The organism is Diaphorobacter sp. JS3051 (assembly GCF_015832135.1).
Taxonomy (GTDB): domain Bacteria; phylum Pseudomonadota; class Gammaproteobacteria; order Burkholderiales; family Burkholderiaceae_C; genus Diaphorobacter; species Diaphorobacter nitroreducens.
On record NZ_CP065406.1, the window covers coordinates 335,819 to 354,126 of the forward strand.

Sequence of the window (18,308 nt, forward strand, 5' to 3'; positions counted from 1 at the left end):
AAAAGTACTGGAATCCCTTGCGCATCAAGCGCCAAGCGCTCCTGTTTTTATGCAGCGTAGTTCACCACCGAGCGGATCGACTTGCCCTCGTGCATCAGGTCGAACGCCTGATTGATGTCCGTGAGGCCCATGGTGTGGGTGACGAACGGGGCGAGCTGGATCTTGCCGGCCATGGCGTCCTCCACCATGCCGGGCAGTTCGCTGCGGCCCTTGACGCCGCCGAAGGCCGTGCCCAGCCACTTGCGGCCCGTGACGAGCTGGAACGGGCGGGTGCTGATCTCCTGCCCCGCACCGGCCACGCCGATGATCACGCTCTGACCCCAGCCGCGGTGTGCGCATTCCAGCGCCGCACGCATCACGTTGACGTTGCCAATGCACTCGAAGCTGTGGTCCACACCCCAGCCAGTCATCTCCACGATCACCTGCTGGATGGGCTTGTCGAAGTCCTTGGGGTTCACGCAGTCGGTGGCGCCGAAGGTGCGTGCCAGGTCGAACTTGCCCGGGTTGGTGTCGATGGCGATGATGCGGCCCGCGCCGGCCAGTCGGGCGCCCTGGATCACCGCCAGGCCGATGCCGCCCAGGCCGAACACGGCCACGCTGTCGCCCGGCTGCACCTTGGCGGTATTCTTGACCGCGCCCAGCCCGGTGGTCACGCCGCAGCCCAGCAGGCAGACCTGCTCGGGGTTGGCATCGGGGTGAACCTTGGCCAGCGACACCTCGGCCACCACGGTGTATTCGCTGAACGTGGAGCAGCCCATGTAGTGGTACACGGGCTGGCCGTTGTACGAGAAGCGCGTGGTGCCGTCGGGCATTACGCCCTTGCCCTGCGTGGCGCGCACGGCCACGCACAGGTTGGTCTTGCCGCTCTTGCAGAACAGGCATTCGCCGCATTCGGCGGTGTACAGCGGAATCACATGGTCGCCCGGCTTGACGCTGGTGACGCCTTCGCCCACCTCCACCACGACGCCCGCGCCCTCATGGCCCAGCACGGCGGGGAAGATGCCCTCGGGGTCGTCGCCGCTGAGCGTGAAGGCATCGGTGTGGCATACGCCGGTGTGGGTGATCTTGACCAGTACTTCGCCCTTGCGGGGCGGGGCCACGTCGAGTTCGACGATCTGCAGGGGTTCACCAGCTTTGAAGGCGACGGCGGCACGGGATTTCATGGGAGGGCTCCTTGTGGTGAAAGGGTGGGGGAACGTTACTTCAGGTACGAGCGCAGCAGGGCCAGCGTCTCGTCCACGGCCTCGGGCGAGGGGGCGGGCTCTTGCGCCAGGGTTTCGCGCACATGGCTGTCCAGCATGTCGGCCATCAGCCCATGCACGGCGCCGCGCAGGGCGGCCAGTTGCTGCAGGATGGGCGCGCAGTCGCTGCCCGCCTGGACGGCGCGCTCCAGCGCCTCGGCCTGGCCGCGGATGCGGCGCAGGCGTGTGATGGCGCGTTGCTTGTCTTCGGCGGTATGGGGCATGGCGGTTGGATGGGCGGGCGTTGTGCCGGGACGTGTTGCTATGTGTCTTGTACTAGGGGGAAGTATAAATCGATGGCGCTTTAGGATAAAGCGCTGGCGGGTATTAAATACCTATTACTGGGAGGGGGTATAGGTGGATGCGCCCGATCGGCGTGTCGCGCGGGCATTGGCGGCGCAGCGGTTGACCGCGGGCTGCAGCACGCTTCCCGTTGTGCGCAGCAAAAAGGCCCGGACGCAAAAAAGCCCGCAGGCAACAGGTGCGTGCGGGCTGAGGGCGGGGCACGCCTGCCTTCGCGGCAGGCGGCGCTGCTTGATCAGCGCTTGTTGAGGGCTGGAACGTCGCGGCGCTCGGCGCCCACGAACAGCTGGCGGGGGCGGCCGATCTTGTACTCGGGGTCGCCGATCATCTCGTTGAGCTGGGCGATCCAGCCCACGGTACGGGCCAGCGCGAAGATGCCGGTGAACAGGTTGACCGGGATGCCGATCGCGCGCTGCACGATGCCGGAGTAGAAGTCCACGTTCGGGTAGAGCTTGCGCTGCACGAAGTAGTCGTCCTCCAGGGCGATCTTCTCCAGCTGCTTGGCCAGGGCGAACAGCGGGTCCTTTTCCAGGCCCAGCTCGGCCAGCACTTCGTTGCAGGTTTCCTGCATCAGCTTGGCGCGGGGGTCGTAGTTCTTGTACACGCGGTGGCCAAAGCCCATCAGCTTCACGCCGGAGGACTTGTCCTTGACCTTCTCCATGAACTCGCCCACCTTGGACACGCCGCCCATGGCCTGGATTTCTTCCAGCATGTTCAGGCAGGCCTCGTTGGCGCCGCCGTGGGCAGGGCCCCACAGGCATGCCACGCCGGCAGCGATGGCGGCGAACGGGTTGGTGCCCGAGGAGCCGCACAGGCGCACCGTGGAGGTGGAGGCGTTCTGCTCGTGGTCGGCGTGCAGGATGAAGATGCGGTCCATCGCGCGTTCGATCACGGGGTTGACCTTGTAGTCCTCGCAGGGCGTGCCGAACATCATGCGCAGGAAGTTGCCTGCGTACGAGAGGTCGTTGCGGGGGTACATGTAGGGCTCGCCCTTGCCGTACTTGTACGCCATGGCCACCAGCGTGGGCATCTTGGCGATCAGGCGAATGGCGGAGATCTCGCGGTGCTCGGGGTTATTGATGTCCGTGCTGTCGTGGTAGAAGGCCGACAGCGCGCCCACCAGGCCGGTCAGCACGGCCATGGGGTGTGCGTCGCGGCGGAAACCGCGCAGGAAGAACTGCATCTGCTCGTTGACCATGGTGTGCTTGGTCACGCGGTCGTTGAACGTGGCCTTCTGCGCGGCGTTGGGCAGCTCGCCATTCAGCAGCAGGTAGCAGGTTTCGAGGTAGTCGCACTGGGTGGCGAGCTGCTCGATGGGGTAGCCGCGGTACAGCAGCTCGCCCTTGTCGCCGTCGATGTAGGTGATGGACGACTGGCAGGAGGCCGTGGAAAGGAAACCGGGGTCATAGGTGAACATGCCCGTTTGCGCGTACAGCTTGCGGATGTCGACCACGTCCGGGCCGATGCTGCCTTGGTACACGGGGAGTTCCACGCTCGGGCTGCCGTTGCTGAACGATAGCGTCGCTTTGTTGTCTGCCAGTTTCATTTCCAGTTTCCTTCTGTTGTTTGCCTTGCACGGGGCTGGGGCTTAAGCGCGGTTGCGCAACTGCTCCAGCACTTCCTTGACTTCGTCCTTAGCGACTTCGCCCGTGGGTTCCTTGCGGCGCAGCAGCAGGTCCAGCAGGTCGTTGTCCGACAAGTCCATCAGTAGCGTGAGTCCTCGCGCCTGACGGATCGTCAGGCAGGAGCCGTGGGTTTCGAAGAACCGCTCGAGAAACAGGTCGTTCTCCACCAGCCCGCGGCGGCAGCGCCACCGCAGGATGGCCACTTCGCGTTCGTCCAGCAGCGCTTCGTCAGCCATGGTTCTCAGATGGCACGGCGTGCCATCAATTCCTTGATCTTGCCAATCGCGCGCGTGGGGTTCAGGTGCTTGGGGCACACGTCCACGCAGTTCATGATGGTATGGCAGCGGAACAGGCGGTAGGGGTCTTCCAGGTTGTCCAGGCGCTCGCCCGTGGCCGTGTCGCGGCTGTCCGCGATGAAGCGGTAGGCCTGCAGCAGGCCGGCGGGACCCACGAACTTGTCGGGGTTCCACCAGAACGAGGGGCAGCTCGTGGAGCAGCTGGCGCACAGAATGCACTCGTACAGGCCGTTGAGCTCTTCACGCTCTTCGGGCGACTGCAGGCGCTCCTTGGTGGGCGACGCGTAGATGTCGCTTTGCAGGTAGGGCTTGATCGAGTGGTACTGCTTGAAAAACTGCGTCATGTCCACGATCAGGTCGCGGATCACCGGCAGGCCGGGCAGGGGCTTCAAGACGATGTCGCCCGAGAGGGTCTTCATGTTCGTCAGGCAGGCCAGGCCGTTCTTGCCGTTGATGTTCATGGCGTCGGAGCCGCACACGCCTTCGCGGCAGGAGCGGCGGAACGACAGCGTGGGATCCTGTGCCTTGAGCTTGAGCAATGCATCCAGCAGCATGCGTTCGTGGCCGTCGAGCTCGACCTCCACGGTCTGCATGTAGGGCTTGGCGTCCTTGTCCGGGTCGTAGCGGTAGATCTTGAAAGTGCGTTTCATGGGTTGTTTCTCTCGTGGGCAGCGGCTGTCTTAGAACGTGCGGACCTTCGGAGGAATGCTGTCCACCGTCAGGGGCTTCATGTTCACGGGCTTGTAGCTCAGGCTGTTGCTGGCGCTGTGCCACAGCGTGTGCTTGAGCCACTCCTTGTCATTGCGGCCCAACGGGAAGTCGGGATGGTCGGCAGGATGCTCGTAGTCGTCCACGGTGTGTGCGCCACGGCACTCCTGGCGGGCCGCGGCCGAGGTCATCGTGGCCTGGGCGACCTCGATCAGGTTGTCCACTTCCAGCGCTTCCATGCGTGCGGTGTTCCAGACCTTGGACTTGTCCTTCAGGGTCACGGTGCCCACGCGCTCGCGGATGGCGTTGATCTTGACCACGCCTTCGTCCATGCCCTTTTGCGTGCGGAACACGCCGGCGTGCTGCTGCATGGTCTGGCGGATGTCGTTGGCCAGGTCCTGGGCGTAGACGCCGTCCTTGGATTCTTCCAACTGGTTCAGGCGCGCCAGGGTGCGGTCGCTGCCATCGGCCGGCACGGCCTTGTGCTCGCCGTAGCCCCCAACGAATTGCACGATGTGCTTGCCGGCCGACTTGCCGAACACCAGCAGGTCGAGCAGCGAGTTCGTGCCCAGGCGGTTGGCGCCGTGTACCGACACCGCGGCGCATTCGCCGACGGCGTACAGGCCATTGACCACGTTGTTCTTCTCGCCGTCCCAGGTGACCACCTGGCCGTGGATATTGGTCGGAATGCCGCCCATCTGGTAGTGGATGGTGGGCACGACGGGGATCGGTTCCTTGGTGATGTCCACGTTGGCGAAGTTGTGGCCGATCTCTTCCACAGACGGCAGGCGCTTGCGGATGGTGTCAGCGCCCAGGTGGTCGAGCTTCATCAGGATGTAGTCCTTGTTGGGACCGCAGCCACGGCCTTCCTTGATCTCCTGGTCCATCGAGCGGGACACGAAGTCGCGCGGTGCCAGGTCCTTCAAGGTGGGCGCGTAACGCTCCATGAAACGCTCACCATTGCTGTTCAGCAGGATGGCGCCTTCGCCGCGGCAGCCTTCGGTCAGCAGCACGCCCGCGCCGGCCACGCCGGTGGGGTGGAACTGCCAGAACTCCAGGTCCTGCAGCGGGATGCCCGCGCGTGCGGCCATGCCCAGGCCGTCGCCGGTGTTGATGAAGGCGTTGGTCGATGCCGCAAAGATGCGGCCAGCGCCGCCTGTGGCCAGCAGCACGGCCTTGGCGTGCAGTTCGTACAGGTCGCCGGTTTCCAGTTCCAGCGCGGTTACGCCGACCACGTCGCCCTCAGCGTCGCGGATCAGGTCCAGCGCCATCCATTCCACGAAGAAGTTGGTCTTGGATTCGACGTTCTTCTGGTACAGCGTGTGCAGCATGGCGTGGCCGGTACGGTCGGCCGCGGCGCAGGCGCGCTGCACGGGCTTCTCACCGTAGTTGGCCGTGTGGCCGCCAAAGGGGCGCTGGTAGATGGTGCCGTCGGGGTTGCGGTCGAACGGCATGCCGAAATGCTCGAGCTCGATCACCACCTTGGGTGCTTCGCGGCACATGAACTCGACGGCGTCCTGGTCGGACAGCCAGTCGCCGCCCTTGATGGTGTCGTAGAAATGGTAGTGCCAGTTGTCTTCGCTCATGTTGCCCAGCGATGCGGACACGCCGCCTTGCGCTGCCACGGTGTGCGAGCGGGTGGGGAAGACCTTGGACAGGCAGGCCACGTTCAGGCCCGCGCGCGACAGTTCCAGCGAGGCGCGCATGCCGGAGCCGCCGGCCCCCACGATGACCACGTCGAACTTGCGCTTGGTGATGTTGGCTTTGGTGTAGCTCATTGTTTTCTTTCAATCGCGGGAATCAGAGACGCCACAGAGTCTGGAAGCCCCAGCCGGCGCAGGCCACCAGCCAGACGATGGTGAAGACCTGCAGCAGCAGGCGCAGCCCGGCGGACTTCACGTAGTCCATCCACACGTCGCGCACGCCGACCCAGACGTGCCAGACCAGGGCCACGATGACGGAGAACGTGAGCACCTTCATCCACTGGGTCGAGAAAATGCCGGCCCAGCGGTCGTAGCCGATGGGGCCCTTGCTGAAGATCACCTGCGCCAGCAGTGCGATGGTGAACAGGGCCATGAGGGCGGCGGTCACGCGCTGGGCCAGCCAGTCGCGGATGCCGTAGTGGGCACCGACCACGGTGCGCTTGGAGCCGTAATTCACGGACATGGGGAGTTCCTTATCGTGGGTGGGGAGAGCGATCCGCGCGGGATCAGTACAGGCCGAACAGCTTGGCGCCCAGCACCAGCGTGAGGCCGATGCTCAGCACCAGCGTCACGATGGCGGAGCTCTTGCCGAACTCCTTGCTGACGGCCTCGTGGCTCACGTCCATCCACAGGTGGCGCAGGCCGGCGATGAAGTGGTGCAGGTAGGCCCAGATCAGGGCCAGCGCCACCAGCTTGACGAACCAGCCCGGCACGAAACCCAGGCCCGCGGTGAACGCGGAGGTGAAGCGGCCGAACGAAATCTCCGAGGACACCGAGGTGTCGAACATCCACAGCACGAAGGGCAGCAGCAGGAACATGATCATGCCGCTCGCGCGATGCAGGATGGAGACCCAGCCCGCGGCCGGCAGGCGGTAGGTCCTCACGTCGTTGAAGATGTTGATGTTGCGGTATTCGGGCCGTTTCTTGGCGAGCTCTGTCATGGCGGGTGCTTTCGTGGATGTAACTGCGTTGTAATCGCGCTGAAGGCAGACAACCCAAAATTCTATTGCAATGCAACACCAGGGGGCTGCGGAGACTGCGTATTCTCCCCGCGGGCGTTTGCATGCGGGCTGCGGTGGATCAGCTCAGTTCGTTGTGGTAGTGGTGGGTATCGGTCCGGTACAGGCCTCGACGTAACTCCATGGGAACATCGTTATATGTGTAAGCAAGCCGCTCCACGCTGAGCAGCGGGGTGCCGGGGGGGACGCCCAGCCCTTCGGCCTGGGCGGCGTCCGGCAGCACGGCGCGCAGCTTCTCCTCGGCGCGCACCATGCGCACGCCGAAGTCCAGCTCGAACATGGCATAGGTGGGGCCCTGGTAGCCGGCCATCTGCTCGGCGGTCAGGCCTTTGAACGCCTGGCCGGGCAGCCAGATGTCCTCCAGGATGGTGGGCACGCCCACAAACGACAGGATGCGCTTGACCTGCACCACCACATCTCCGGTCCGCAGCGCCAGCGTGCGTGCGATCTCCGCACTGGCGCGCATGCGCCGGCACTCCAGGATGGTGCGCTGCGCCGGGCCTTCCACGCGGGCGTCTCCCGTGTCAGGCAGCAGTTTCAGGAAGCGGTACTGCACCTGCCGCTCTGCGTGGGTGGCCACGAAGGTGCCTTTGCCCTGGCGGCGCATCACGAGGTTTTCGGCTGCCAGCTCGTCGATGGCCTTGCGCACCGTGCCCTGGCTCACGCGAAAGCGCGCAGCCAGTTCCATTTCGCTGGGGATGGCTTCACCGGGCTTCCATTCACCATGCTGCAGGCTGTGCAGGATGAGCCCCTTGATCTGCTGGTACAGGGGGCTGAATGCGGGAGTCGATGCCCCCGCACCCGCGCCTGGGGGCGTGCCTTCTGAGGTCGGAGGGGGCGAGGAGGACATGGTGGGCTGTGCCGGGGGGCGGAGCATGCCGCTGAATTGAGGGCGATCATATCTTATATAAGACATAAGACAAATTGACCCTGCGCAGTAATCGGCGGTAAACTCCTGGGCTGTTCTGCGGGGCACGGGCTGCTGATGACTGGCGCTGGTGCGACCTTGCACCAACACCACCTCCCTCACACCTCTTTCTGGAGTTTTCGCATGAGCAAGAAACCCGTTCGTGTCGCCGTGACCGGCGCTGCAGGCCAAATCGGTTACGCGCTGCTGTTCCGCATCGCTTCCGGCGAAATGCTGGGCAAGGACCAGCCCGTCATCCTGCAACTGCTGGAAATTCCCGACGAGAAGGCCCAGAACGCGCTCAAGGGCGTGATCATGGAATTGGAGGACTGCGCGTTCCCGCTGTTGGCCGGCATCGAAGCCCACTCGGACCCCATGACCGCCTTCAAGGATACCGACTACGCCCTGCTGGTCGGCGCCCGTCCGCGCGGCCCCGGCATGGAGCGTGCCGACCTGCTGGCTGCCAATGCCCAGATCTTCACGGCCCAGGGCAAGGCCCTGAACGCCGTGGCCTCGCGCAACGTGAAGGTGCTGGTGGTGGGCAACCCCGCCAATACCAACGCCTACATCGCCATGAAGTCGGCCCCCGACCTGCCGGCCAAGAACTTCACGGCCATGCTGCGCCTGGATCACAACCGTGCAGCTTCCCAACTGGCGGCCAAGGGTGGCTTCAAGGTGGGCGACATCAAGAAGCTAACGGTGTGGGGCAACCATTCGCCCACGATGTACGCCGACTACCGTTTCGCCACGGTGGACGGCAAGTCCGTGAAGGACGCCATCAACGACCCTGCCTGGTACAAGGATGTGTTCCTGCCCACCGTCGGCAAGCGCGGCGCAGCCATCATCGCCGCTCGTGGCCTGTCCTCGGCTGCGTCTGCCGCCAACGCCGCCATTGACCACATGCGCGATTGGGCCCTGGGCTCCAAGGGCGAGTGGGTGACGATGGGTGTGCCCTCCAACGGCGAATACGGCATTCCCGCCGGTATCGTGTTCGGCTTCCCGGTCACCACCGAGAACGGCGAGTACAAGATCGTCGAAGGCTTGCCCATCGACGCTTTCTCGCAAGAGTGCATCGACAAGACTCTGGCCGAGCTGCAAGGTGAGCAGGACGGCGTCAAGCACCTGCTGTAATCGCGCATCTCCATGCACGACTGGGATCCCGCGCTCTACCAGCGCTTCGAGAGCGAGCACACACGCCCGGCTGTCGAGTTGCTGGCGCGGGTCTCCCATCCCGCACCCCGCCACATCGTGGACTTGGGCTGCGGGAATGGCAATTCCACGCAATTGCTGCTGGAGCGGTTCCCGCAGTCGCAACTCATCGGTCTGGACAACTCCGAAGCGATGCTGGCCAGTGCGCGCAAGCGTTTGCCCGGTGTGCCCTTCGTGCAGGCCGACATTGCCGACTGGGCGCCCACCGTGGCGCCCGATTTGATTTTTGCCAACGCCTCCCTGCAGTGGGTGGCAGGGCATGCCGGGCTGTTCGCCCGGTTGATGCGCTGCCTGGCACCCGGCGGTGTCCTGGCGGTGCAGATGCCCGACAACCTGGACCAGCCGTCGCACCAGCTCATGCGCGAGCTGGCGAGCCAGTCTGCGTGGCGTGATCAGCTGGCGCATGCCGCGGACCAGCGCGCGGCACTGTTGTCGGTGGAGGCTTATTACGACCTTCTCGCGCCCATGGCCTGCCGGGTCGATATCTGGCACACCGCGTACCGCCATGTCATGCCTTCGGTCCAGGCTATCGTTGAGTGGCTGGAGTCCACAGGCCTGAAACCCTTCCTTGATCCGCTCCCCGCCGTGTTGCGGGATGCGTATCTTCAGGCCTACACGCAGCGCATTGGCGAGGCCTATACCGAGCGCGCGGACGGCCATCGGCTGTTCGCCTTTCCCCGTTTGTTCATTGTTGCCCAGCGTGCCCCATGACCTCGTCCGCTGCCCATCCCGCTGAAGTCCTGCTGGGCGCTCAGGCGGGCGCCCATGCGATCCCCGTGTGCGACCACTACAGCGGCGTGGAAGTGCGCATGCGCAAGAGCCTGCAACTGCAGCAGGAGCTGCTTGCCGAGTTTGGCCATTGCGTGTTTGACGTGACGCTCGACTGCGAGGACGGCGCGCCCGTGGGGCAGGAGCGCGAGCACGCCATGCTGGTGGCACGCCTGGCGCGCGAAGCCGGAGCCGGCGCGCGCGTGGCGGCACGTGTGCACACGGTCGACCACCCCGCCTTCGCGCAGGACATGGCCATCATCGCCGGTGAGGCGGGGCAACACCTGTGCCACATCATGCTGCCCAAGGTGGAAACCGTGGACGACGTGCTCGCAGCCGAGCGAGCGCTGGAGGCCGCAGGCGCCAGCCATCTGCCGCTGCACGCCCTTATCGAGTCCCCCGCTGCCGTGCACCGGGCCTTCGAGATCGCCGCGCACCCGCGCATCCAGAGCCTGAGCTTCGGCCTGATGGACTTCGTTTCCGCCCATGGCGGTGCGATTCCCGCCTCGGGCATGACGTCCACCGGGCAGTTCGAGCATCCGCTCGTCGTGCGTGCCAAGCTGGAGATCTCCGCCGCCTGCCATGCCAATGGCAAGGTGCCATCGCACTGCGTGGTTACTGAATTCAGCGATCCCGACGCCATGCAGGCCGCGGCCGGCAGGGCTGCGCGCCAGTTCGGCTACACGCGCATGTGGAGCATCCACCCCGCGCAGATCCGGCCCATCCTGGCGGCTTTCGCACCGGAAGGTGCGGAAATCGCGCGGGCCAGCCGCATCATTTCTGCCGCCATCCAGGCTGACTGGGCTCCCATCAGCGAGGAGGGCGTACTGCACGACCGCGCAAGCTACCGCTATTTCTGGCAGGTGCTCGAGCGTGCACACCAGACCGGCCGCATGCTGCCCGCCGAGGCGCAGGGCTGGTTTGCCAAGGCTGAGACCACGTCCACCTGATACGGGTATTCTTGTCGCCCCATCTGCCTTCCATTCATTCTTTCCCCGCAGGAGTCACCATGAAGACCCTCATCGCTTCCGCATTGATACTGTTGGCGCCCGCCCTCACCACGGCGCAGACGGCGACCAAGCCCGCCGCCCCCGCCGAGGCCAAGAAGAGCAGCGCCAAGCCTGCGGCGAAGAGCACCTCCGCCAAGGCGACCAAGCCCAAGGCCGAGAAGAAGAGCGACACCGTCGCCAAGGCATCGCCCACCAGCAGCCGCACGCGCCTGCACAGCGGTGCCGTGCAGGTGGCGTCGGGCCTGGCTGCGGCCGAGGCGGCGCTCACTCCCGAAGAACTGCAGATCGCCGAGCGCGTGTACACGGGCCGCATGGCGTGCGAACTGGGCGCGTTCGTGAGCATCGAGGCCGATACGCAGTCGCCCGGGCGCTTCCATGTGGAAGGCAAGGGCTTCAAGTACCACATGGCCCCGGTGGCCACCACCACCGGCGCGGTGCGCCTGGAAGACCAGCGCGCGGGCGCCGTGTGGGTGCAGATCGCCAACAAATCCATGCTCATGAACCAGAAGCTGGGCCAGCGCATGGCTGACGAATGCATGAGCCCGCAGCAGGTGGTGGTGGCCGAGGCCATCAAGAAGAACCCGCCGCAAAGCCTGCTGGACAACCCGGCCGCCAAGTAAACCTAGAGCCGCCTGCCGGCGGGGCCACGCAGTGCACGCCTGCCGTGTGCGCCAGTGTGGCCGGCCGGTTGTCGCCCCACTTTGAAAACCTAGACTATCCCGGAGAAAGAATACATGTTGAAAGCCTACCGCGACCATGTGGCCGAGCGCGCTGCATTGGGCATCCCGCCGCTGCCGCTCGATGCCAAGCAGACGGCCGAACTGATCGAGCTGATCAAGAACCCGCCCGCTGGCGAGGAGGCTTTCCTGGTGGACCTGCTGACCCACCGCGTGCCGCCGGGGGTGGACGACGCAGCCAAGGTCAAGGCGTCCTTCCTCGCGGCCGTCGCCCATGGCGACATCACGGTCGGCCTGATTTCCAAGGCCAAGGCCACCGAGCTGTTGGGCACCATGGTGGGTGGCTACAACGTGCACCCTCTGATCGAGCTGCTGGACGACGCCGAAGTCGCTTCCGTGGCTGCCGAAGCGCTGAAGAAGACGCTGCTGATGTTCGACTTCTTCAACGACGTGGCCGCCAAGGCCAAGGCCGGCAACGCCAAGGCCCAGGAGGTCATGCAAAGCTGGGCCAATGCCGAGTGGTTCACCAGCCGCCCCAAGGTCGAGCAAAAGATCACCGTCACCGTGTTCAAGGTGCCCGGCGAGACCAACACCGACGACCTGTCGCCCGCACCCGATGCCTGGAGCCGCCCCGACATTCCGCTGCACTACCTGGCCATGCTCAAGAACACGCGTCCTGACGCGGCGTTCAAGCCCGAGGAAGACGGCAAGCGCGGCCCGATGCAGTTCATCGAGGACCTGAAGAAGAAGGGCCATCTGGTCGCCTACGTGGGTGACGTGGTGGGTACCGGCTCGTCGCGCAAGTCCGCCACCAACTCCATCATCTGGGGCACGGGCGTGGACATTCCCTTCGTGCCCAACAAGCGCTTTGGTGGCGTGACGCTGGGCGGCAAGATCGCTCCCATCTTCTTCAACACGCAGGAAGACTCTGGCGCTCTGCCGATCGAAGTGGACGTTTCCAAGCTGGAGATGGGCGACGTGATCGATGTGCTGCCCTACGACGGCAAGATCGTGAAGAACGGCGAGACCGTGGCCGAGTTTGCGCTCAAGTCCGACGTGTTGCTGGACGAAGTGCAGGCCGGTGGCCGTATCAACCTGATCATTGGCCGCTCGCTCACCGCCAAGGCGCGCGAGGCCCTGGGCTTGCCCGCATCGACCGTGTTCCGCCTGCCCAAGGCGCCGGCTGAATCCAAGGCCGGCTTCACGCTGGCGCAGAAGATGGTCGGCCGTGCCTGCGGCCTGCCCGAAGGCCAGGGTATCCGTCCCGGCACGTATTGCGAGCCGAAGATGACCACCGTGGGTTCGCAGGACACCACCGGCCCGATGACGCGCGATGAGCTGAAGGATCTGGCCTGCCTGGGCTTCTCGGCCGACCTCGTGATGCAGTCCTTCTGCCACACCGCTGCGTACCCGAAGCCGGTGGACGTGAAGACCCACCGCGAACTACCAGCCTTCATCAGCAGCCGCGGCGGCGTGTCCCTGCGCCCCGGCGACGGCGTGATCCACAGCTGGCTCAACCGCCTGCTGCTGCCCGACACAGTGGGCACCGGCGGTGACTCGCACACCCGCTTCCCCATCGGCATCTCCTTCCCCGCAGGCTCCGGCCTCGTGGCTTTCGGCGCTGCCACCGGCGTGATGCCGCTGGACATGCCCGAGTCGGTGCTGGTGCGCTTCAAGGGTGAGATGCAGCCCGGCGTGACGCTGCGCGACCTGGTGCACGCGATCCCGCTGTACGCCATCAAGGCGGGCCTGCTGACCGTGGCCAAGGCCGGCAAGAAGAACATCTTCTCGGGCAAGATCCTCGAAATCGAGGGCCTGCCGGACCTGAAGGTGGAGCAAGCCTTCGAGCTGTCCGACGCCTCGGCCGAGCGTTCCGCCGCCGGCTGCACGATCAAGCTCAACCCCGAGCCGATCGCTGAGTACCTGCGCTCCAACGTCGTGCTCATGAAGAACATGATCGCCGATGGCTACCAGGACGCGAAGACGCTGCAGCGCCGCATCGAGAAGGTCGAAGCCTGGCTGGCCAACCCGAATCTGCTCGAAGCCGACAAGGACGCCGAGTACGCCGCCGTGATCGAGATCGATCTGGCCGACATCAAGGAGCCCATCGTTTGCTGCCCGAACGACCCGGACGATGCCAAGTTCCTGTCCGAAGTGGCTGGCACCAAGATCGACGAAGCCTTCATCGGCTCGTGCATGACCAACATCGGTCACTTCCGCGCCGCAGCCAAGCTGCTGGGCGGCCAGCGCGACATTCCCGTCAAGCTGTGGGTGGCACCGCCCACCAAGATGGACCAGAGCGAGCTGATCAAGGAAGGCCACTACGCCGCCTTCGGCACGGCTGGTGCGCGTACCGAAATGCCCGGCTGCTCGCTGTGCATGGGCAACCAGGCCCAAGTGCGTGAAGGTGCGACGGTGATCTCTACCTCCACCCGCAACTTCCCCAACCGCCTGGGCAAGAACACCAACGTGTTCCTGGGCTCGGCCGAGCTGGCCGCCATCGCCTCGCGCCTGGGCAAGCTGCCCACGAAGGAGGAATACCTCCAGGAAATGGGCGTGATCGATGCCGACAAGGCCAGCGTGTACCGCTACATGAACTTCGACCAGATCGAGGAATATGCAGAGGTCGCCAAGGGCGTGACGGCCTGATCGCCGGCTGAGGCCCGGGCCGCGGCGCGGCCCCTCCCGTCAACCCCCGCAGGGCGCATGCCTGGCGGGGGTTTTCTTTTGCTCATTAATTAATAGCTGCTGGCGCTTGCTGGTGCTGCGTTAGCGGCCATTTTCACTTAAATGCTCGCGCCGCGTGTGCCGCGCGTCGGGGGATGTCGCACGCCGAGACCGTGGTCACGACCCGGGAGACGGTGCCGTTCAGGCCGCGGCCAGCGCGCGCAGTGCGGCGGCGCTGGCGTCGTCGGCGGGGAAGAACGTTTCCAGCGCCAGCTCCTGCAGCGTCACGTCGACGGGCGAGCCGAACACCGTGGTGGTGCTCACCAGCTGGAGCGTGCCGGCCGGCGTGCGGAACTCGAACGGCATGAGCACGCCCAGGTGCTCGCCCGGCAGCGGCGGGCTGGCAGGCGGCAAAGGGTAGGCCTGCAGTTCCTGCAGCAGGGCGGCCAGCACCGGGTCGCTGCTCTCGTGGATCTGCTGGCGCAACCGCTCCAGCAGGTGCGCGCGCCATTGCGCCAGGTTGGCGATGCGCGGTGCCAGGCCCCCCGGGTGCAGGCTGAGGCGCAGCACGTTCACGGGCGGCTGCAGCAGCTCGGCGTCCACGCCGGACAGCAGCAGGGGCACGATGCGGTTGGCCATGAGCAGGTTCCAGTGCCGGTCCATCGCCAGCGCCGGCCAGGGTTCGTGGCAGTCCAGGATGCGCTGCACCGCCGCGCGCGCGCGTCGGCCATCTCGGGCGCATCGAGCGGGCGTTCGCGGTACATCGGGGCATAGCCCGCGGCCACCAGCAGCGCGTTGCGCTCGCGCAGGGGCACGTCCAGGCGATGGGCCAGGCGCGCAGCACCATGTCGCGGCTGGGGCTGGCGCGGCCCGTTTCCACGCAGCTCAGGTGGCGCGTAGACACCTCGGCCGCGTGCGCCAGGTCCAGTTGGCTCAAGCGCCGGCGCTGGCGCCAGTGGCGCAGGCGTTCTCCAAAAGGCGCGGGTGTCGATAGGGCGGGAGCGTGGTGCATGGCCTGCATGGTAGGGTCGGCCGCGCGGCGTGGGCATGACCTGCCAGGTCATGGACGCGCAGCCGCCGCGTGCCGACGATGCAGGCCATGTTCAACCCCTCAGGAGATCACACCATGGCCTTCATCGATGCTTTCACGTCCCCCGGCGGCCTGCGCCGCGTGCTCTGGGCCGATGCCGCCGCAGGCGCCGGCATGGCGGCGCTGCACCTGGCGGCGGCAGCCCCGCTGGCTGAATGGCTGGGCATGTCGCCACGGTTGCTGTTGGCCAGCGGCTGGCTGCTGCTGCCTTTCGTGCTGCTGGCCGGGTCGCTGGCCCTGCGGCGCGAGGCAGCCGGCGGCGCGCTGGCGCTGCTGGTGGCGGGCAATTTCCTGTGGGTGCTGGCCAGCGCAGTGGTGCTGTGGGGCACGACGTGGGTGACCGGCGGCTGGGGCCAGGCCTATGTGGCCGTGCAGGCGGTGGCCGTGCTGGCCCTGGCGGAACTGCAGTGGATGGCGCTGCGCCGCGCACGCGTGGCGGTGCAGGGCGTGCGCGCGGCAGTCTCCTGACGGGCGCTCAGCCCTGCTCGGCCAGCAGGTCTTGCAGGGCCTTGACCTGTTGGCGCAGGCGCTCGTTTTCGGCCTCCAGTTCCGCCACGCGCTGCTGTAGCTTGGTGGCGTCGGGGGCGGCCGTCGATTCCGGCCCGGCGGTGCCGTCGGCCTCCGTTGCGGCGGCATCGGCCTTTGGTTTTTTCTTGCTGTTGCGCACGCGCTTGGCGGCCTGCTTGAGTTCCTGTGCGCCGCCGGCCGCGGCGCTCTTTTGCTCGTCCACCGGCAGGGTGGCCACCACGGCTGCGGCGTTCAAGGACAGTTCGCCCGACTTGACGGCGGCCACCACTTCCGGCGCTGCGTTCTGGTGGATGGTCTCGATGGCCTTGACCTGGGCGGCCGTCAGGCGGGCGGCGCGGGCCAGGGCCTCGCGCGTGTCCAGCGCGTCTTCGGGCACCTTGGGCACGCTGGCCAGTGCCTGGGCGACGACCGGGTCGGTGTCACCCTCCCAGGGGGCCTGCTCGGGTGCCTGGGCGGCCTCGGCCTTGGCAGCCACCACGGCGGCAGCGGCTGCGGCGCGGCGCTCGGCAATGATCTCGCGCTTGCGCAGTGCCAGCACGCCGCGCTGGAACTCCGACACGCTGCGCCGCCCCAGGTGCTGGTCGATCATCCACAGGTGCACGTCCTCCATGTTCTGAAAGCGGGTGTTCTGCACCGTCTGGAAGGGCAGGCCGTGCTTGTGGCAGATGCCGAAGCGGTTGTGGCCGTCCACGAGGATGTTGCCCCACAGCACCAGCGCGTCGCGGCAGCCCTCTGCGAGGATGCTGCGCTCCAGCGCGTCGTGCTCTTCGGGCGTGAGCGGGTCGATGTAGGCCTTGAGTTCGGGCAGGACGACGATGTCTTCAGGATTCATGGGTTCTTGGTATGGGGCGGGGCAAGAAATGGGCAAAGGCCCCGCCGGGGCCTTTGCAAAAAGAGGAGCTGCTCGCGCTTGATGGCTGGGCATTTCGGTATCAAATCTACCTGAAACGCCCTGTGGACGGGCGCTGCCAGCTATGGTTTCAGGAAGGCTGCAGCAATCGCGCGATGAGCGCGCCTTCCACCGGGCCGTCGATCGGAATGCGCACACGCAGCGGATTGCCCGGCGCCACCTGCACGCTTTCGCCGTCCAGTTTGAACATCTGCGTGAGCTGCACCGTGCGGTTGCCGCTGGGGTGGATCACCTCCAGCGTGTCGCCCACGGCGAAGCGGTTCATGGTCTCGACCTCGGCCATGCCGTCGGCGTAGCCGCGCACCTGGCCGACGAAGTGCGCGCGCTGCAGCACGCTGTTGCCGGTCTCGTAGTTCTGGTAGTCGTTGGCCGGGCGGCGCTCCAGCAGGCCGCCGGTGTAGCCGCGGTTGGCCAGGCCTTCCAGCTCGGTGATCAGGTGCGGGTTGAACGGGCGGCCCGCCACCGCGTCGTCGATCGCGCGGCGGTACACCTGGGCGGTACGCGCCACGTAGTACAGGCTCTTGGTACGGCCCTCGATCTTGAGCGAATCCACGCCGATCTTCACCAGGCGCTCCACATGCTCCACGGCGCGCAGGTCCTTGGAGTTCATGATGTAGGTGCCGTGCTCATCCTCCATGATGGGCATCAGTTCGCCGGGGCGGCCGATCTCCTCGATCAGGTAGACCTGGTCGGCCTTGGGATGGCGCTGGCCGCTGCCGCAGGTGCTGGTGAACTGGCTGTCGGCTTCCTCGCGCGCCTGTTCGAAGTTGAAACCCTGCTCCATGGACGTGGCCAGCGCTTCGCCGGTGTTGGGGTCCACCGCCGCGTCGTGGGTCTTGTATTCCCAGCGGCAGGCGTTGGTGCAGGTGCCCTGGTTGGGGTCGCGCCGGTTGAAGTAGCCGCTGAGCAGGCAGCGGCCCGAGTAGGCAATGCACAGCGCGCCGTGCACGAAGACCTCGATCTCCATGTCAGGGCATTCCTGGCGGATCTTCTCGATCTCGTCCAGGCTCAGTTCGCGCGAGAGGATGATGCGCGACACGCCCGCCTTCTGCCAGAACTTCACCGTGGCGTAGTTGGTGGTGTTGGCCTGCACCGAGAGGTGGATCTCGGTCTCGGGCCACTTTTCCTTGACCATCATGATCAGGCCGGGGTCGGCCATGATGAAGGCGTCGGGCTTGCACTCGATGACGGGCTCGATGTCGCGCAGGTAGGTGCGCACCTTGTCGTTGTGCGCGATCAGGTTGCTGGTGACGAAGAACTTCTTGCCCCGCGCGTGCGCCTCCTGGATGCCCTGGGCGATCTGCTCCAGGCGGAACTCGTTGTTGCGCGCACGCAGGCTGTAGCGCGGCTGGCCGGCGTAGATGGCGTCGGCGCCGAAGTCGTACGCCGCACGCATCTTGTCGAGCGAGCCGGCGGGCAGCAGCAGTTCGGGGGCTTTGAGGGTCATAGCCTGTAATTTTCGCTGATGTGCGGGGTGAGGGTGGGGCGCGTGGGTAATGACCGGGATGGGGTCTTTGGGGCGGTTGCTTTGCGTTGTCGGCGGTGGCAGCTGGGAGGATTAGGAGGGGTGTGTGACGTAGGGTTGCGAGGCTGGGGCGATAGCGGACTGCTCGCTGGTGGCGGAGTTTGGCACCCAGCGGCTTGTGC

The 18,308-nt window shown here is 65.9% G+C and carries 17 protein-coding genes and 1 pseudogene; 6 read left to right on the top strand and 12 right to left on the bottom strand.

What is annotated here, in order from left to right; all coding sequences use genetic code 11:
- Positions 1-47: 47 nt before the first annotated feature.
- The 9 genes from I3K84_RS01585 to I3K84_RS01625 form a co-directional block, all read right to left on the bottom strand.
- A complete protein-coding gene (locus I3K84_RS01585; RefSeq protein ID WP_196995366.1) occupies positions 48-1,163 on the bottom strand; it encodes an S-(hydroxymethyl)glutathione dehydrogenase/class III alcohol dehydrogenase in 1,116 nt (371 codons plus the stop codon).
- Between the two features lie 35 nt (positions 1,164-1,198).
- The gene (locus tag I3K84_RS01590) at positions 1,199-1,465 is read right to left on the bottom strand and encodes a metal/formaldehyde-sensitive transcriptional repressor (protein ID WP_015913705.1); all 267 of its coding nucleotides are present in this window, start codon (positions 1,463-1,465) and stop codon (positions 1,199-1,201) included.
- 314 nt (positions 1,466-1,779) lie between these two features.
- Positions 1,780-3,090 carry a citrate synthase gene (locus I3K84_RS01595; protein WP_011805954.1) on the bottom strand — a complete coding sequence of 437 codons (1,311 nt, stop codon included), beginning with the start codon at positions 3,088-3,090 and terminating at the stop codon, positions 1,780-1,782.
- A gap of 42 nt (positions 3,091-3,132) precedes the next feature.
- Positions 3,133-3,405, bottom strand: coding sequence for a succinate dehydrogenase assembly factor 2 (locus tag I3K84_RS01600; protein WP_011805953.1), 273 nt, complete (start codon positions 3,403-3,405; stop codon positions 3,133-3,135).
- Positions 3,406-3,410: 5 nt separating this feature from the next.
- Positions 3,411-4,115: a succinate dehydrogenase iron-sulfur subunit gene (locus I3K84_RS01605; protein WP_011805952.1), complete on the bottom strand. Its 705-nt coding sequence runs from the start codon at positions 4,113-4,115 to the stop codon at positions 3,411-3,413.
- 30 nt (positions 4,116-4,145) lie between these two features.
- Positions 4,146-5,951 (bottom strand): succinate dehydrogenase flavoprotein subunit, encoded by a 1,806-nt coding sequence (gene sdhA, locus I3K84_RS01610; RefSeq protein ID WP_011805951.1) that lies wholly within the window; start codon positions 5,949-5,951, stop codon positions 4,146-4,148.
- A 22-nt stretch (positions 5,952-5,973) separates the two neighbouring features.
- Positions 5,974-6,339 (bottom strand): succinate dehydrogenase, hydrophobic membrane anchor protein, encoded by a 366-nt coding sequence (gene sdhD, locus I3K84_RS01615; protein WP_011805950.1) that lies wholly within the window; start codon positions 6,337-6,339, stop codon positions 5,974-5,976.
- 43 nt (positions 6,340-6,382) lie between these two features.
- Positions 6,383-6,817, bottom strand: coding sequence for a succinate dehydrogenase, cytochrome b556 subunit (gene sdhC / locus I3K84_RS01620; protein WP_011805949.1), 435 nt, complete (start codon positions 6,815-6,817; stop codon positions 6,383-6,385).
- 139 nt (positions 6,818-6,956) lie between these two features.
- Complete coding sequence (locus I3K84_RS01625; RefSeq protein WP_041836340.1) at positions 6,957-7,745, bottom strand: GntR family transcriptional regulator; 789 nt, start codon at positions 7,743-7,745, stop codon at positions 6,957-6,959.
- A 201-nt stretch (positions 7,746-7,946) separates the two neighbouring features.
- Here I3K84_RS01625 and I3K84_RS01630 point away from each other — a divergent pair, with 201 nt between their 5' ends.
- The 5 genes from I3K84_RS01630 (at position 7,947) to acnB (ending at position 14,115) form a co-directional block, all read left to right on the top strand.
- Positions 7,947-8,933: a malate dehydrogenase gene (locus tag I3K84_RS01630; protein ID WP_041836045.1), complete on the top strand. Its 987-nt coding sequence runs from the start codon at positions 7,947-7,949 to the stop codon at positions 8,931-8,933.
- Positions 8,934-8,945: 12 nt separating this feature from the next.
- Complete coding sequence (gene tam, locus I3K84_RS01635) at positions 8,946-9,722, top strand: trans-aconitate 2-methyltransferase (RefSeq protein ID WP_196995367.1); 777 nt, start codon at positions 8,946-8,948, stop codon at positions 9,720-9,722.
- The gene (locus tag I3K84_RS01640; protein ID WP_196995368.1) at positions 9,719-10,729 is read left to right on the top strand and encodes a CoA ester lyase; all 1,011 of its coding nucleotides are present in this window, start codon (positions 9,719-9,721) and stop codon (positions 10,727-10,729) included. The genes tam and I3K84_RS01640 overlap by 4 nt, the downstream gene beginning before the upstream one ends.
- Before the next feature lie 59 nt (positions 10,730-10,788).
- A complete protein-coding gene (locus tag I3K84_RS01645; RefSeq protein ID WP_011805944.1) occupies positions 10,789-11,409 on the top strand; it encodes a hypothetical protein in 621 nt (206 codons plus the stop codon).
- Positions 11,410-11,523: 114 nt separating this feature from the next.
- Positions 11,524-14,115, top strand: a complete 2,592-nt coding sequence (gene acnB / locus I3K84_RS01650; RefSeq protein WP_196995369.1) for a bifunctional aconitate hydratase 2/2-methylisocitrate dehydratase — start codon at positions 11,524-11,526, stop codon at positions 14,113-14,115.
- Positions 14,116-14,334: 219 nt separating this feature from the next.
- Here the strand turns inward: acnB and I3K84_RS01655 are convergent.
- Positions 14,335-15,154, bottom strand: a pseudogene (locus I3K84_RS01655) (helix-turn-helix domain-containing protein).
- Positions 15,155-15,259: 105 nt separating this feature from the next.
- Between I3K84_RS01655 and I3K84_RS01660 the strand changes: the two are divergent.
- A complete protein-coding gene (locus I3K84_RS01660) occupies positions 15,260-15,691 on the top strand; it encodes a hypothetical protein (protein ID WP_011805941.1) in 432 nt (143 codons plus the stop codon).
- A gap of 7 nt (positions 15,692-15,698) precedes the next feature.
- Here the strand turns inward: I3K84_RS01660 and I3K84_RS01665 are convergent, their stop codons facing one another.
- Together I3K84_RS01665 and yegQ are read right to left on the bottom strand one after the other, a co-directional pair.
- Positions 15,699-16,583 (bottom strand): plasmid replication/partition related protein, encoded by an 885-nt coding sequence (locus tag I3K84_RS01665; RefSeq protein ID WP_196995370.1) that lies wholly within the window; start codon positions 16,581-16,583, stop codon positions 15,699-15,701.
- A 148-nt stretch (positions 16,584-16,731) separates the two neighbouring features.
- Positions 16,732-18,108: a tRNA 5-hydroxyuridine modification protein YegQ gene (gene yegQ / locus I3K84_RS01670; protein WP_011805939.1), complete on the bottom strand. Its 1,377-nt coding sequence runs from the start codon at positions 18,106-18,108 to the stop codon at positions 16,732-16,734.
- Positions 18,109-18,308 lie beyond the last annotated feature (200 nt).